Consider the following 15085-nt stretch of genomic DNA (forward strand, 5'->3'; position numbering starts at 1 on the left):
CCAACGCAAAGCCCTTGGCCGGGCAGCGCGGTAGACTCATTTTTGACGTCAAGCTCAGGCAAAACTATGAAGAAAAATTCGCGTATATATCTTGTTCTGGCTGCATTCGTGATTGCGGGCACGACTTTGTACGCTTTTTTATCCGACAATGGCGACCAATTGCCGAACGGTTTCGTTCAGGGAAATGGCCGGATTGAGGCGGAACAGGTCGAGATCGCGCCAACTATTGCTGGCCGTGTTGAGAGTGTTCTGGCAGCAGAAGGCGATATGGTTTCAACTGATGCCATTCTGGCCGAAATGGATATTGATGAACTGTCCGCCGCGCTGGACAGGGCCAAGGCCGAGGTGGCATTGGCGCGCCAAACCAAGGCAGAAGCAGAGGCGCTGGTTTTGCAACGCCAAAGCGAGCAACGCAGGGCGGAGCAAGAGCTTGAACGCGCAACTGCGTTGCTGGCCGGGCAAAACATCTCCGAAACGGTTTTTGAGGAACGCGAAACCATCAACCAAGTTGCTGCTGCGGTGCTGGGCGCCGCGAAGGCGCGTGTTGCAACTGCGGACAGCCGAATTGCCGCTGCCGAGGCCGAAGTGCGCCGGATCGAAGCGCAAATCGAAGACAGTTCGTTGCTTGCACCGATGCCCGGGCGGGTTCTTTATCGACTGGCCGAGCCTGGCGAAGTTGTGGGTGCCGGTGAACCGATCCTGACCCTTCTCAGCCTTGAGAACGTGTATATGGAAGTGTTTCTTCCGGCGCGCGAAGCCGGGCTTTTGCCCATTGGTGCCGAGGCCCGCATCGTGCTCGACGCTTTGCCGGAATACGCCATACCTGCGTATGTCAGCTTTGTCTCACCAGAGGCGCAGTTCACACCCAAACAGGTCGAGACCTTGGATGAACGCGAGCAACTGGTCTTTCGTGTCCGCGTCCGCATACCCGAGGACCTTGTCGAAAGCCGGATTGAGCATGTCAAAACAGGCCTTCGCGGTATTGCTGTGATCCGGATTGATCCGGGCAGCGTCTGGCCTGAAGCTCTTGAACAGCCAATCCCGCCAGAGTTGTTCGAATGAAGACCGAGGCCATCGTGTCGGATTTCCGCATCAAGGGGGTCACGCACAGGTACCGAAAACTCACAGCGCTGGATTCAATATCTCTGGAGCTTCCGACCGGAAAGCTGATTGGTTTCATCGGGCCTGATGGCGTCGGTAAATCCACGTTGCTTGGGCTGATCACCGGCGCAAAGAAGCTGCAATCCGGATCAATTGAGGTTCTGGGCGGTGAGATTGACGAGCCCGGTCATCGGCGGCGCATTTGTCCTGCGATCGCATTCATGCCGCAAGGACTGGGTCGAAACCTCTATTCTGAGTTGTCGGTGCGTGAGAACCTGGAATTCTTCTCGGGTCTGTTTGGCCAAGGTCCCGATGAACGCGATGCCCGGATCAAAGCGCTTTTGTCGGCGACCGGTCTTGCACCTTTCGAAGATCGCCTGATGGGCAAACTCTCAGGAGGGATGAAGCAGAAGCTGGGTCTGTGTTGCGCTTTGATTCATGACCCGAAACTTCTGGTTCTGGATGAACCGACAACCGGGGTTGACCCATTGTCGCGCCGACAGTTCTGGGCGTTGATTGACGCGATCCGAACCGAAAATCCTGCGCTCTCGGTCCTTGTGTCTACGGCGTATATGGAAGAGGCCGAGAGTTTCGATTGGATCGTTGCGATGGATGCGGGTCAGGTCATCTTTCAGGGTAAACCCAACGAACTGAAGGGAGATAGTAAAGACCTTGAAACCGCCTACCGACGTTTGCGGGCTCAAGGCACCCCTGCCTTGGCGTCAGATCAACGCTGGGTTCAGCAGATCGAAACCGACCCGGTTATCATCGCGCGCGGACTGACGCGGCGCTTTGGTGATTTCACAGCTGTGGACAGCGTCGACTTCTCGATCAATCGCGGAGAGATTTTTGGATTTCTTGGTTCGAATGGTTGCGGCAAGTCCACAACGATGAAGATGCTGACCGGTTTGCTGCCTGCCAGTGCAGGTGACGCCTTGTTGTTTGGCAGGCCTGTGGATGCGCGTGATCGAAAGCTGCGCCGCGATATCGGGTATATGAGTCAGGCATTTTCGCTTTACGGTGAGCTGTCGGTGCATCAGAATCTCCAGCTTCATGCCCGCATCTTTGCGATACCTGATCGCGAGGACCGCATCTTGGAATTGACCGACCGTTTTGGGTTGACCGCGCATCGGGATACGTTGGCTGCCGCGCTGCCTTTGGGGATCAAACAGCGCCTGTCTTTGGCCGTTGCGGTGATCCATCGACCCCGTGTGCTTATTCTGGATGAACCCACATCAGGTGTGGACCCCGAAGCGCGCGATACGTTTTGGACCTTGCTTGTCGAGCTTTCGCGCAAGGACAAGGTGACGATCTTTGTCTCTACCCATTTCATGGCCGAGGCGGAGCGCTGCGACCGGGTGTCTTTCATGCATGCGGGTCGGGTTCTTGTGGAAGGTGTGCCCGCTGAACTGACAACCGCAGAAGGGGCTGACAGTCTGGAAGATGCATTCATATCAATCTTGGCGGCCGTGGAACAGCCAGCGCCCGTTGTCGCCCCAAAAATAGATGTGAATACAGCGAGTAAAGAACCAGGAGGCAGCCTCATGCGGGCTTTGGCCTACACTCGACGCGAGGCGGTTGAAGTCGCGCGCGACCCGGTGAGACTGGCCTTCGCGTTTCTGGGCTCAGCTATTTTAATGCTGGTTTTTTGCTTTGGAATTACGCTGGATATCGAAGAGCTTGACTTTGCAGTGCTTGATCTTTCGCAAGGGCCAGAAAGCCGAGGCTACGTGGCAGAGTTCGCGGGATCTTCGTACTTCAGACCCACTGACAATCTGACAAGTGCCGCAGAGGGGCGTAGGCGCCTGCAAGCCGGAGATGTATCGCTGGTCGTAGAGTTGCCACCGGACTTTGACCGAAAATTGCGTACGGGTGAGCCAACCGACGTACTTGCGGTTGTGGATGGTGCCATTCCATTCAAGGGAGAAACGGTTGAGGGATACGTGGCTGGCCTGCACCAGACCTTTCTGGAAGAACAGGCGCGCAGAAATGGGCAACACCAGATCGAAATTGCCCGGGTGGAACCTCGGTTTCGCTACAATCAGAGCTTTGAGAGCATTGCGGCGATGGCCCCGGCGATGCCTGCGATCCTGCTGATCATGCTGCCAGCCGTTCTAATGGCCGTCAGCGTTGCACGAGAGAGAGAGCTGGGCTCTGTCATCAATTTCTATGTGACCCCGACAACGCGGCTTGAATTCCTGATCGGCAAACAAATCCCCTACATCGTAATCGCATTTGCGAATTTCCTGTTGTTGGCCGGAATGACCATTTTTGTCTTCGACGTACCGCTCAAGGGCGATCCGATCCCGTTGGCCTTGGGTGCGTTCCTATATGTCTGGGCGACAACATCATATGGGCTGCTGATTGCCACCATGACATCCAGCCAGGTGGCCGCAACATTTGCGACAGCTATTGCCTCGGTTGTGCCGACCATCCAGTTCTCGGGGTTGTTGCAACCCGTCTCAACGCTCGAAGGGGGTGCTCAGATGATCGGCTCGCTGTGGCCGTCCTCATACTTCCTGCACCTCAACGTTGGAGCATTTACCAAAGGTTTGGGGTGGGACGCCCTTGCGCCGGATATCCTGGCGCTTGCCTGTTTCGGACCGGTGCTGACGCTGCTCGCGGCGCTGTGCCTGCGTGCGCAGGAGAAGTGAATGCAACGTCTCTACTGCATATTCTGGCTCGGTTTGAAAGAGATCATGAGCCTGCGCCGTGACTGGGTGATGATGGCCCTTCTGGTTTGGTCATTTACGCTGTCGCCGATCATGGAGGCGACCGGCGTGGCAAACTCGGTCAACAACGCCTCGATCGCGTTTTCGGATGAAGACAATTCACCGCTTTCCCGGGCGCTTGCCACTGCATTTTTCCCGCCGGAGTTCCAACCGGTCGTACAGATCGAGCCCGGCAGCGGTCCTGATCAAATGGATGCGGGGCGGTTCATTTTTGTTGTGGCTGTGCCGCCGGGATTCGAAAAGGATCTGCGCGCAAGGCGAAGTCCAGAGATTCAGGTTCTGATCGATGCCACGGCAATGGAGCAGGCCGGCATCGGTGCCAATTACATCTCTAATATTCTGAGCGCCGAAATTCATCGTTTCGCGATTGGTGCTGATCTCGTCGATCCCCCAGCCGTTAATGTCATCCTGAGGAGCGCGTTCAATCCAAACAGAGATACGGTGCGGTTTGCCGGTATTGTTGCGTTGATCGGGCAGATCATGTGGCTGACGACCATTCTTACCGGGGCCGCGATGATCCGGGAGAGAGAGCACGGGACAATCGAGCATCTGTTGGCCATGCCCTTGACGCCGTTTGACATCGCAATGGCTAAAATCTGGGCCAACGCAGCCGTTGTACTGATCGCTGCTGGCCTGTCGCTGACCTTTGTCATGCAGGGGTCTCTGGGTATCAGCATTGCCGGGTCAAAAACACTGTTCTTGTGTGGCACAGCCCTGTTTCTGTTTACAGCGACTGCACTGGGCGTCTTTCTGGCCACGCTCGCGCGCTCTATGGCTCAGTTTGCGCTTTTGGTCATGTTGATTGTCCTGCCCATGCTGATGCTGTCTGGCGGAGAGACGCCAATAGAAGGCCAACCAGCCTGGCTGCAGGCTGGAACGTTGTTCCTGCCATCGCGCCACTATATGTCAGCAAGTCAGGCGATCGTTTTCAAAGGGGCCGGGTTCGAGGTGGTTTGGCCGGAATTCGCTTGGATGGCTGTATTGGGCCTGGCCTTGTTGGCGACAAGCTTGATTCTGTTTCGACGGTCGATGGCGCAGATGAGCTAACCGGGCTTGTGGTGTCAGTCCGAAAGCCCGGATTGAGTCTCGATTTAGCGCAAACTTGATCTCGCTTAATGTGAACGATTGTTGCCGTGATAAAGTTGGCTCACCGTCTACTTTCCAGGGAGAGTCTAGGATGCCTACGAAATCAGCAAAACCCGAGACACCAGAAGCCCTTAGTGATGTTCTGAAATCAATGCGGGGCATGATGTCAGTGAATCCAGTGGTTGCACCACAGGTCGAACAGTTTTGGAACGCGCAGGATCGTCTGCTCAACGAAGCCGAAGAGTATTCCCGTCTCTGGTTTCAACGACGCCACGAAGCAACACGCACAGCGCTTGAGTTTGCGCGGGAGACGACATCGGGTGACAAGAATGATCCGGCCAAAGCAATGCAAGCCATGGCCGAATGGCAGCGCCATTCAATGGAGCGCATGGTCGAAGATGCACGCGAGTGGTTCGAAATGATGTCACGCTGTGCACAATACGCAAGCGAAGCGGAAACCGACGCTATTGGTGAAAGTATGGAGGCAGCCTCCAAAGCTTCGGGCAAGTCAAAAGGCTAGAGCCAAACATCCGATTGGAAGCAACTTGGTATCAGCAGGCCTTGCGGTATGCGGAGCGGTATGTTTCGCGAAGCGTATCGCGTGACCACGGTTTCTACTCTGCGCCGTGGCTGTTGCGTGCCCGTCCAATCAAGGACGGGACCGATGGTCATCTTTTGGGTCGTTCAGGTTTGATGAATGTAGCGACCCGGCGCTTGGGGCAGTTTTTCGGCACCCCGTTTCTTTCCACCCATCGGCGGAGGCGCGGTTTCGCCGGTTGAGTGTTTCTTTAGCCAATCCGCCATTGCAGGCCACCAGGATCCCTGTAGCACTTCGGTGGTCTCCAACCATTCATCCGGAGAGGTGTACAGCGCGTCAGCCGGTCTGTGACCCAGCCGATAGTGTCGATGCTTGTGTCCCGGTTCGCTGAGGATGCCGCCGTTGTGGCCGCCATTTGTAAGTAAGAAGGTCAGGTCTCCGTCTGTAAAAAGTCGGATCTTGTAGACGGATCGCCACGGTGCAATGTGATCGGATTCTGTTCCAACGACGAACAGGGGAACTCGAATGTCCTTGAGTGCGACAATCCGGCCTTCGACGGCAAACCGACCGGCACTCAAACGGTTCTCGAGGAACAGACCGCGCAGGTATTCCGAATGCATCCGCGCGGGCATACGCGTTGTATCGTTGTTCCAAACCGTCAGGTCTGAAGGAAGGTCGTCCTCACCGAGGAAATATCGGCGAACAGCCCGAGCATAGATCAGGTCTTCGGCACGTATTGTGGTGAAGGTTCGTGTCATCTGTGGTCGATCCAGAAAACCTTGCAACCACATCAGGTCTTCGACAAAAGCGACCTGGCTGTCATCGATGAACAGCAGCAGCTCGCCAGCCTCAGCGAAATCGACCTGAGCCGCCATAAGTGTGACACTGGCAAGCCGGTCATCACCATTTTGCTGCATCACTGCGGCGGCAATCGTCAAAAGCGTACCGCCAAGGCAATACCCATTGGCATGGATTTTCTGGCCTGGAACGATTTTTTCCACGGCCTCGATCGCCGCCATAACGCCATTCACACGATAGTCTTCCAGGCTGAGATCGGCCTCGGCATCTGTCGGGTTGATCCAGGATATCATGAACACGGTAAAGCCCTGTTCGACCAGATACCGCACCATGGAGTTTTCCGGTGACAGGTCGAGCACATAGTATTTCATGATCCACGCTGGGACAAAAAGGATCGGTTCTGCCTGAACGTTTTTGGTGCTGGGCGTGTATTGAAGCAGTTCGAACAGCGCGTTTCGAAAAACGACCTTGCCGGGGGTCGCGGCAAGATCTTTCCCGATCTCGTAGCCTTCTGGTGCCGGTTCATGCTCTTGCGTCACCGTATGGGCAACATCCTCAAGGAAATGCGCGCTGCCCTCTACCAGATTGCGACCACATGTCTGAATCGTGCGGTTAATGATTTCCGGGTTCGACCACGGGAAATTCGATGGAGAGACAAGATCAAGGGACTGGCGGATCTGGAACTGGGCGCGTTCAGCGTCGCGCGGTGCAATGCCCGGCATTTCGTCCGTTGCTGCCTGCCACCAGTCCTGCGTGCTCAGGAACGCTTGTTGCCACAGCGAAAAGGGCGCTTTCTGCCAGCCGGGCGCGCTGAAACGGTGATCTTGGGCGCGCGTCTCAAATGGTGGGGTGGCCTTGGTTCCGGCCGCCACTTCGCTGGCATAGACCCACAGCTTTGCAACGTCGCGTGCTGCGCGCTCGGCCAATTCAAGCTGGCGCCCGGGTGACCGGCTGAGATGTAGTGCCCAATCCATCCACGTGGCCATGATCGAATGCGGCGAAACACCTGCAGTGGCACGGGCGAGCGCTGCGCGCGTCGCGCGATCAAGTTTGTCGTAGGGGTGCCCAGGGTCACTTTGCACGGGCACCGCCGAAGAGTTCCTGTCTTCGGCACTCAGCTTTTCTGGAGACAAATCAGTCATCTGGATTTTCCGCTCTGGGTAAAATGTGGCGAGTTTCGTGAATATCTGTAGTCACGGCGACTTGACCCGTACCGGCCAAGGAATCGTTTGGTTCCTGAACGTCCACGTGTGCGTCCCTAGATGGCATTACCATTGCCTTCATGAAATTCGTCACCATGCGCCATCCTCCGGCTTTGGACGAAGACCTCCAATTGGAGTGTGTCACCAAATCAGCGCTGGTGAACTGACCCATGTCAAAGTCAACGACCGAGCAAGTTCAATCGACTTACAAACGGCGAAAAAGAAGGACATCACTGGCCTGGCAGGCGTCGCCCTCTTTGGGTTGATCGACTCATACACACCGATTCTGTGGGTTTTACCGTAGAGGCTGCAAGCGTTCGGCAAGACGTTCTTCTTACTTTGGCAGCATAAAGAACTCTTCAAGCACTATTTTTCCATCTTCGACCGAATAAATGGCGATTTCGCTCAGAACCATGCGTTGACCAGTCGTTTTTTGCACGACCTCGGCATTGAAGCGCACCCCAAAGCGATTGGGTGGATGAACAAAGGGGCCATCTGCATGAAGCTCTTTGATTTCATGTGTTAAAAGCCAATCCTCTCGTTTGGCTTTGATGGCCTCCCGACCCTTGGCAATGCGAAATTGCCGTACCGGAGGCACAACGGCCTCCATCGACTGCGCGTTCTCGGCGTACATTTCGTCAACGCTTGCGATACCTTTGCGATCACGCATCGCCTGAACGAATGCCCGCCCAATTTCGACTAAACTTTCCATGCGAGACCTCCTGATGTGTCATCCAGTGTACTATCGATTGCCAATTTCAATCTTGACCAAGATCAAAGTGGCAAGATGCTGGACACTTGACCTTATGAATTGATGTTGAGGTTTGTTTGATGGAATCCAAAGATGCGCCATGGGACAGGCACGTCATACACCACGGACCATCCAGACATCATGCACTTGCTGCAGGACCTGCACAGGACAAATGCCTGTCGCGTGAATTCGGTCTGGATGGGTTTGCACCGGAACCGAATGGGTATCTAAAAGGGATCAAAAGCAAATGACTCGAAGGATGGCTTGAACATGTCTTGGATTGAAAAGTTTAAAGGCCTGAGCTTGCTGCCGGCAGATATCCGCGCGGAACTGGTGGAGGGCAGCAAGATCGTGTCCCTGCCCGCCGGCACGACGGTTTTTGAACCGGGACAGACGGCGGACAATCTGTTGTTGCTTTTGGATGGAACCGTCCGGGTGCAACAACGATCCGAGTCAGGCCGCGAGGTCTTTTTGTACCGCGTGCATGCCGGGGAAAGCTGCGTGCTGACCACTGCGTGCATGTTGGCCTTTGAAGACTATTCCGCCGAGGGCACGGCCGAAACAGATGTGACCGCTGTGGCCATCCCACGCGCGACCTTTGATGGTCTGGTGGCCAAGTCTTCGGTGTTCCGCGAGTTCGTTTTCACCGCCTACTCAAGGCGGATCACCGATTTATTCACTTTGATCGATGACATTGTCTTTCAGCGCATGGATGTCCGGCTTGCCAACCGCCTGCTTGAACTGGCCGATACCGATCAGGTGGTGCACGCGACGCACGCTTTCCTCGCCACGGAACTAGGAACCGCGCGTGAGGTCATCTCGCGCACGGTGCAGGAATTTCAGCGCCGAGGATGGGTGGAACAGTCCCGGGGCGAGCTTCGTCTGGTCGGTCGCGCCGGGCTGGAGCGGCTTGTGAAGTCCGTGGGCGCGGTGGTCTGACGCGCGTTTGCCAATGTGCTTGCTGAGTTTGGTGATCATGTCACCAAAGTCTCGCTCACTCATATGCAAAGATACAGCATCATTGAGTCGAGACGGAGCAAGACATGTCATTGAATATGGGAAAATTCGACCGTTTGGGTCGTTTGGTGATCGCAGCCGGTCTTTTGGTTCTGGCTTTGGGCACGGGTACGATTTCAGGCATACTGTTTTGGGTCGCATTGGCCGTGGCTGCCGTGTTCACGGTAACGGCACTGATCGGAAACTGCCCGCTTTATAGCATCATTGGCCTGAAGACCTGCCGGGACTGCTAGGCATGGAAACGGTGTTTACCCCCTGGTCCTCGCTGGCAGGTGGAGGGCTGATTGGTCTGTCGGCGGTCCTGCTGATGTTGACTCTGGGGCGTGTGATGGGGGCAACGGGGCTATTGGCAGGCCTGTTGCATCCGTCCTCGCGAACCGATGCCACGTGGCGCGCTGTTTTGCTTGCTGGCATGGTGTCCGGTCCAGCGGTCTATTGGCTTGCGACCGGCGTTCTGCCTGCAGTCGAGATACCGGTTTCCCGCACGGCCATCCTGGTGGGCGGCGTTCTGGTTGGGATCGGAGTGACCTTCGGTGCCGGATGCACATCCGGCCACGGTGTCTGCGGGATGGCCCGTCTGTCGCGGAGGTCCATCGCAGCCACGCTGACGTTCATGATCTTCACCTTTGCCACGGTGTACATCCTGCGCCACGGTTTGGGAGGCTGACAGATGCGTCTTGTTGCGACATACATCATCGGTTTGATCTTTGGTCTCGGCATCGCGGTATCCGGCATGATCAACCCTGCAAAAGTGCTGAATTTCTTTGACCCGTTCGGCCAGTGGGACGCCTCGCTGATGTTCGTCATGGGTGGCGCGCTTGCGACTACCTTTGTCGGATACCGGCTTGTTTTCGGGCGCAAAGCTCCAGTGTTTGACAGCTCGTTTCACTTGCCAACCAAGAACCGCATCGACGCAAAGCTGCTGGGAGGATCGGCATTGTTTGGCGTTGGCTGGGGCATAGCCGGATTTTGCCCCGGGGCGGCGTTGCCCGCGCTTGGCACAGGGCGCGGCGAGGTGCTGTTGTTCACCGGAGCGCTGATCGCAGGCATCTATCTGGCCAAGGCTCTTCAATTTATCGCGGCGCGCGGCGCGCAGACCGCCTGATTGTCCTGGGAGGACACATACATGACCGACTATCCCGTCAATATCGCCGTCAAACCTGAAGTTCAGGCATTTTTTGACGAGGCCACCAACACCATCAGCTACATCGTCAAGGATCCCGCCTCGGATAGCTGCGCCATTGTCGATAGCGTGATGGATATCGACTATGCCGCCGGACGGATCACCTTTGACCACGCCGACACGCTGATCCGCGAGATCGAGCGCCAAGGGCTTAAGTTGGAATGGATCATCGAGACCCATGTGCACGCCGATCACCTGAGCGCCGCGCCGTATCTGCAGGAACGGCTGGGCGGCAAGATTGGCGTTGGCTCCAAGATTACCGTGGTTCAGGATGTGTTCGGAAAGGTCTTCAACGAAGGCACCGAGTTCCAGCGTGATGGTAGCCAGTTCGACGCACTGTTCGAAGACGGCGATACCTATACTGTCGGCGGTATGCAGTGCTTTGCCATGTACACCCCCGGTCATACCCCGGCCTGCATGGTGCACGTGATGGGTGATGCCGCTTTTGTGGGTGATACGCTTTTCATGCCCGATGGTGGCTCGGCCCGTTGCGACTTTCCGGGCGGCTCGGCGGAAACACTCTACGATTCGATCATGAAAGTGCTGGCCCTGCCAGATGAGACCCGCCTGTTCATGTGTCACGACTATGGTCCCAATGGGCGCGAAATTCGCTGGGAAACTACGGTGGCCGAAGAAAAGGCACACAATATCCACGTCGGCGGCGGCAAGACAAAAGAGGAATTCGTCAAGTTCCGCACCGAGCGGGATGCGCAACTGACCATGCCGAAACTCATCATTCCCTCGCTGCAGGTGAACATGCGCGCAGGCGAAGTGCCCACCGACCCTGATGGGAACCCGATGCTCAAAGTGCCGGTCAACGCTCTTTGAGGCGCGTGGAAAGGAAGGATCATGGATATCAAAACCCTCTCACCGCAGTTTTCGGTCAGCCCGCAAATCACCCGAGATGACCTGAAAGACATCGCCGCGCGCGGATATCGGTCGATCATCTGCAATCGTCCGGATGGGGAAGGTGCCGACCAGCCCAGTTTTGAAGAAATCGAGACCGCAGCGTTGGCCGAAGGGCTGACCGCCCGCTATGTTCCGATCGAAAGCGGACTGGTGCGGGACGAGGATGTAGGCGCGTTCTCCGATGCGCTGCAGGACATACCGCGACCGGTGCTGGCCTACTGCCGCACCGGCACGCGTTCGGCGACGTTGTGGTCGTTCCACGAGGCCACGACCCGGCCGATCTCTGACATTCTGGCTGCAACCAAGGCGGCAGGGTATGACATGAACGGCGTAGCGCGCCGCATCGCCAATGGGGGCAAGACGCCGACCGATACGGGCGATGCGTATTTTGACGTGGTTATCGTCGGGGGCGGAGCAGGCGGTATCTCTGTCGCCGCAAGCCTCAAGTCCCGCAAACCCGATCTCGATATTGCTGTGATCGACCCGGCAGATATCCACTATTACCAGCCCGGTTGGACCATGGTGGGCGCCGGTGTTTTTGAGCCGCAGCAAACCGCAAAGACCATGGGCAGCCTCATTCCCAAAGGCGTGCATTGGCTGAAATCGGCCGTGGCCGCCTTTGAACCCGAGGCCAACGCCGTCATCCTCGATGGTTGCCGCGTCGTGAAATATGATCGCCTTGTGGTTTGCCCCGGGCTCAAGCTTGACTGGGCCGCTGTTGAGGGTCTGGAAGAGACGCTGGGCCGCAACGGCGTGACCTCGAACTATCGCTACGACCTTGCGCCCTACACCTGGAACCTGGTCCAGAACCTGAACTCTGGGCGGGCAGTGTTTACGCAGCCACCCATGCCGATCAAATGCGCGGGGGCGCCGCAAAAGGCGATGTATCTGTCCGGTGACGCCTGGTGGCGGCGCGGTGTGTTGGACAAGATCGACATCCAGTTCATGAACGCGGGCGGGGTCCTGTTCGGCGTCAAGGACTATGTCCCTGCATTGGAAGCCTATGTCGAGAAATACGACGCAACCCTGAACTACTTTCACAACCTCAAAGCTGTGGATGGGGTGGGCAAGACTGCGACGTTTTCGGTCTGCCAACCCGAAGCCGAACCCACGACGGTTACGGTTGAATTCGACATGATCCATGTCTGCCCGCCGCAGTCGGCGCCGGATTTCATCCGTGTCTCGCCATTGGCGGATTCGGCAGGCTGGGTCGATGTGGATCAGGCCACGCTGCGTCACAGCCAGTTCGACAATATCTGGTCGCTTGGCGATGTGATGAACGCGCCCAATGCCAAGACCGCCGCGGCTGCCCGCAAACAGGCGCCGACCGTGGCAGATAATATCGTTGCGGACATCGCCGGACGCTCGGCCGTTGCGCAATATGACGGGTATGGCTCGTGCCCGCTGACAGTTGAACGCGGCAAGATCGTGCTGGCCGAATTTGGCTATGGGGGCGTGCTGAAGCCCAGCTTTCCCTCGTTTCTGATCGATGGCACCAAGCCAACCCGGGCCGCCTGGTTCCTCAAGGAAACCATGCTGCCACCGATCTATTGGAAGGCAATGCTGAAGGGCAAGGAATGGATGGCCAAACCCGAGAAACTAAGAGTGTCCGCCGACTAAGCCACCATTCAGCCCGTCATGTGGGCGACCAAGGACCGATCCCTGACTGCGGTGATGCGTTTGTCGCAACGCCGCAGTCTCAATGACTGAAAGCGCCAGAATGCCAGACCTCCGCAGTTATTTCCCCATTCTCGATTGGGGACGTCGCTATGACCGCCAGGCGCTGTCCAGTGATCTGGTGGCTGCTGTCATCGTCACGATCATGCTGATCCCGCAATCGCTGGCTTATGCCTTACTGGCTGGTCTGCCACCTGAGGCAGGGATCTATGCGTCAATTGCCCCGATCCTGCTGTATGCCGTTTTTGGCACCAGCCGTGCGCTTGCTGTAGGACCCGTAGCCGTCGTGTCGCTGTTGACCGCCTCGGCGCTGGGACAAGTTGCCGAACAGGGGACAGCGGGATATGCAGTCGCCGCGCTGACGCTGGCCTTTTTGTCCGGCGGCTTTTTGCTGTTGATGGGTTTGCTGCGCCTCGGGTTTCTGGCCAACGTCCTCAGCCATCCGGTGATCGCCGGGTTCATCGCGGCCTCGGGCATTCTGATTGCCACCAGCCAGTTGAAACATATCCTTGGTATCGATGCCCACGGGCATACCCTGCCCCAGATGATCGGGTCACTGTTCAGCCATGTGCAACAGGTCAACTGGACGACGCTTGTGATTGGCCTTTCGACCATCGGTTTCTTGTTCTGGGCGCGGCGGTTCCTCAAACCGACATTGCAACGCCTCGGTGTGCCGCCAGTGCTGGGCAATATCCTGACAAAGGCAGGTCCCGTGGCGGCCGTGATTGCAACCACCCTGGCCGTCTGGGGGTTCGATTTGGCGGGGCAGGGGGTTCAGATCGTGGGCGCTGTTCCGCAGAGCTTGCCTCCGCTGACATTGCCGGGGTTTGCGCCGGATCTTCTGGGCGCACTTATCCTGCCGGCGATCCTCATCTCGGTGATCGGCTTTGTCGAAAGCGTATCCGTTGCGCAAACGCTCGCCGCCAAAAAACAGCAGCGCATCAATCCGGATCAAGAGTTGATCGGGCTTGGGGCTGCCAATCTTGGCGCAGCCTTCACCGGTGGCTATCCGGTGACCGGTGGATTTGCGCGTTCGGTTGTCAACTCCGACGCCGGGGCGGAAACACCTGCCGCTGGGGCCTTTACCGCGATCGGGTTGACCATCGCCGCAGTGGCGCTGACCCCGCTGGTGTATTACCTGCCCAAAGCCACATTGGCCGCAACCATAATCGTTGCGGTTCTCAGCCTTGTTGATCTTTCGATCCTGAAAAAGACGTTGGGGTCCTTCCGGGCCGATTTCGTGGCCGTCGTCGCCACTATCCTTTTGACCTTGTGTTTCGGGGTCGAGCTGGGGGTGGCCTCAGGTGTGGCGATCTCGATCTTGTTGCACCTCTACAAGACGTCGCGCCCACATGTGGCCGAGGTTGGGCTTGTCCCCGGCACCCAGCATTTCCGCAATATCCGTCGGCACGCGGTGGAAACGGTCCCGACCTTGGTGACCCTTCGTGTCGATGAAAGCCTCTATTTCGTGAACGCGCGCTTCCTGCAGGATATTGTCACCGCCCGAATTGCCGATGATCCCGATCTACGCGATGTGATCCTGATGTTCTCGGCCGTCAACGAGGTGGATTTTTCGGCCCTCGAAAGCCTTGAGGCGATCAATCGTGATTTGAAGGAAAAAGGCCTCAGGTTCCATCTGTCAGAGGTCAAAGGACCGGTGATGGATCGGCTGAAGCAATCTCACCTATTGGCCACCTTGAGCGGGCAGGTCTTTTTGTCCCAACATGAGGCCTGGTGCCACCTGAAACCGCCCGCGGGCCGCCCGCATCGATTGGCCTGAGCTGCGTGCAGAGATCCGCTGGAAACCGTCTTTGTTCGCGCTGGGTCGACGTCTGACCTTCGCTGCGTCCGAGCATGCAGCCTTGAAGTTCAAGGAAACCTGCCGCTTGTATGCCGAAAGTTACTCATTTGCCGAAGCATTGCGCGGGCCGGTTTGAAGTCAATGGTGGAGGCTCATGCCCGCTGTGTGACGCATCCGTTGAATGGGCGTCTGACCCAGGGGGCGCTGGCGCATGTGCTGCATATCGGTCCCGAAGGGGATTTGCTGGGCGTCTGGCAAGGGGGACGCAAGATTTCAGGCTAGGACCCTGC

Annotated in this window: 14 protein-coding genes; 12 read left to right on the plus strand and 2 right to left on the minus strand. The window is 57.1% G+C overall.

Going from position 1 to position 15085, the window contains the following annotated elements:
* Positions 1–66: 66 nt before the first annotated feature.
* The 4 genes from ACR0L4_RS05810 to ACR0L4_RS05825 all read left to right on the plus strand — a co-directional run bounded on the left by ACR0L4_RS05810 (position 67) and on the right by ACR0L4_RS05825 (position 5439).
* Complete coding sequence (locus tag ACR0L4_RS05810) at positions 67–1062, plus strand: HlyD family secretion protein (protein WP_480511303.1); 996 nt, start codon at positions 67–69, stop codon at positions 1060–1062.
* On the plus strand, positions 1059–3755 hold the full coding sequence (gene rbbA / locus ACR0L4_RS05815; protein WP_480511305.1) for a ribosome-associated ATPase/putative transporter RbbA: 2697 nt from the start codon (positions 1059–1061) through the stop codon (positions 3753–3755). Before ACR0L4_RS05810 ends, rbbA begins: the two co-directional genes overlap by 4 nt.
* Positions 3756–4880: an ABC transporter permease gene (locus tag ACR0L4_RS05820; RefSeq protein ID WP_480511307.1), complete on the plus strand. Its 1125-nt coding sequence runs from the start codon at positions 3756–3758 to the stop codon at positions 4878–4880.
* A gap of 130 nt (positions 4881–5010) precedes the next feature.
* A complete protein-coding gene (locus tag ACR0L4_RS05825) occupies positions 5011–5439 on the plus strand; it encodes a phasin family protein (RefSeq protein ID WP_480511309.1) in 429 nt (142 codons plus the stop codon).
* 164 nt (positions 5440–5603) lie between these two features.
* Here ACR0L4_RS05825 and ACR0L4_RS05830 read toward each other — a convergent pair whose 3' ends face one another.
* Both ACR0L4_RS05830 and ACR0L4_RS05835 read right to left on the minus strand, forming a co-directional pair.
* A complete protein-coding gene (locus tag ACR0L4_RS05830; RefSeq protein ID WP_480511311.1) occupies positions 5604–7397 on the minus strand; it encodes a PHA/PHB synthase family protein in 1794 nt (597 codons plus the stop codon).
* A 394-nt stretch (positions 7398–7791) separates the two neighbouring features.
* Positions 7792–8169 (minus strand): SnoaL-like domain-containing protein, encoded by a 378-nt coding sequence (locus ACR0L4_RS05835; RefSeq protein ID WP_480511313.1) that lies wholly within the window; start codon positions 8167–8169, stop codon positions 7792–7794.
* A gap of 303 nt (positions 8170–8472) precedes the next feature.
* Between ACR0L4_RS05835 and ACR0L4_RS05840 the strand changes: the two genes are divergently transcribed.
* From ACR0L4_RS05840 to ACR0L4_RS05875, 8 genes are all read left to right on the plus strand, one after another.
* Positions 8473–9147 (plus strand): Crp/Fnr family transcriptional regulator, encoded by a 675-nt coding sequence (locus tag ACR0L4_RS05840; RefSeq protein WP_480511315.1) that lies wholly within the window; start codon positions 8473–8475, stop codon positions 9145–9147.
* A 104-nt stretch (positions 9148–9251) separates the two neighbouring features.
* Entirely contained in the window at positions 9252–9458 is a 207-nt protein-coding gene (locus tag ACR0L4_RS05845) for a YgaP family membrane protein (protein ID WP_170750156.1), read from the plus strand.
* Positions 9459–9460: 2 nt separating this feature from the next.
* A complete protein-coding gene (locus tag ACR0L4_RS05850) occupies positions 9461–9892 on the plus strand; it encodes a YeeE/YedE thiosulfate transporter family protein (RefSeq protein ID WP_170750155.1) in 432 nt (143 codons plus the stop codon).
* A 3-nt stretch (positions 9893–9895) separates the two neighbouring features.
* Positions 9896–10330, plus strand: coding sequence for a DUF6691 family protein (locus tag ACR0L4_RS05855; protein WP_480511317.1), 435 nt, complete (start codon positions 9896–9898; stop codon positions 10328–10330).
* Positions 10331–10351: 21 nt separating this feature from the next.
* Complete coding sequence (locus ACR0L4_RS05860; RefSeq protein WP_170750153.1) at positions 10352–11236, plus strand: MBL fold metallo-hydrolase; 885 nt, start codon at positions 10352–10354, stop codon at positions 11234–11236.
* Positions 11237–11257: 21 nt separating this feature from the next.
* Positions 11258–12937, plus strand: a complete 1680-nt coding sequence (locus tag ACR0L4_RS05865; protein WP_480511319.1) for a bifunctional protein tyrosine phosphatase family protein/NAD(P)/FAD-dependent oxidoreductase — start codon at positions 11258–11260, stop codon at positions 12935–12937.
* Between the two features lie 100 nt (positions 12938–13037).
* Complete coding sequence (locus ACR0L4_RS05870; RefSeq protein WP_480511321.1) at positions 13038–14774, plus strand: SulP family inorganic anion transporter; 1737 nt, start codon at positions 13038–13040, stop codon at positions 14772–14774.
* A gap of 162 nt (positions 14775–14936) precedes the next feature.
* Positions 14937–15077: a hypothetical protein gene (locus ACR0L4_RS05875; RefSeq protein ID WP_170750150.1), complete on the plus strand. Its 141-nt coding sequence runs from the start codon at positions 14937–14939 to the stop codon at positions 15075–15077.
* Positions 15078–15085 lie beyond the last annotated feature (8 nt).

This window comes from Ruegeria sp. AB5, assembly GCF_056542645.1.

Bases quoted from the DNA above. Each gene is read 5' to 3' on its own strand.
- ACR0L4_RS05810 (WP_480511303.1), top strand. From the start codon at position 67: ATGAAGAAAAATTCGCGTATATATCTTGTTCTGGCTGCATTCGTGATT.
- rbbA (WP_480511305.1), top strand. From the start codon at position 1,059: ATGAAGACCGAGGCCATCGTGTCGGATTTCCGCATCAAGGGGGTCACG.
- ACR0L4_RS05820 (WP_480511307.1), top strand. From the start codon at position 3,756: ATGCAACGTCTCTACTGCATATTCTGGCTCGGTTTGAAAGAGATCATG.
- ACR0L4_RS05825 (WP_480511309.1), top strand. From the start codon at position 5,011: ATGCCTACGAAATCAGCAAAACCCGAGACACCAGAAGCCCTTAGTGAT.
- ACR0L4_RS05830 (WP_480511311.1), bottom strand. From the start codon at position 7,397: ATGACTGATTTGTCTCCAGAAAAGCTGAGTGCCGAAGACAGGAACTCT.
- ACR0L4_RS05835 (WP_480511313.1), bottom strand. From the start codon at position 8,169: ATGGAAAGTTTAGTCGAAATTGGGCGGGCATTCGTTCAGGCGATGCGT.
- ACR0L4_RS05845 (WP_170750156.1), top strand. From the start codon at position 9,252: ATGTCATTGAATATGGGAAAATTCGACCGTTTGGGTCGTTTGGTGATC.
- ACR0L4_RS05850 (WP_170750155.1), top strand. From the start codon at position 9,461: ATGGAAACGGTGTTTACCCCCTGGTCCTCGCTGGCAGGTGGAGGGCTG.
- ACR0L4_RS05855 (WP_480511317.1), top strand. From the start codon at position 9,896: ATGCGTCTTGTTGCGACATACATCATCGGTTTGATCTTTGGTCTCGGC.
- ACR0L4_RS05860 (WP_170750153.1), top strand. From the start codon at position 10,352: ATGACCGACTATCCCGTCAATATCGCCGTCAAACCTGAAGTTCAGGCA.
- ACR0L4_RS05865 (WP_480511319.1), top strand. From the start codon at position 11,258: ATGGATATCAAAACCCTCTCACCGCAGTTTTCGGTCAGCCCGCAAATC.
- ACR0L4_RS05870 (WP_480511321.1), top strand. From the start codon at position 13,038: ATGCCAGACCTCCGCAGTTATTTCCCCATTCTCGATTGGGGACGTCGC.
- ACR0L4_RS05875 (WP_170750150.1), top strand. From the start codon at position 14,937: ATGGTGGAGGCTCATGCCCGCTGTGTGACGCATCCGTTGAATGGGCGT.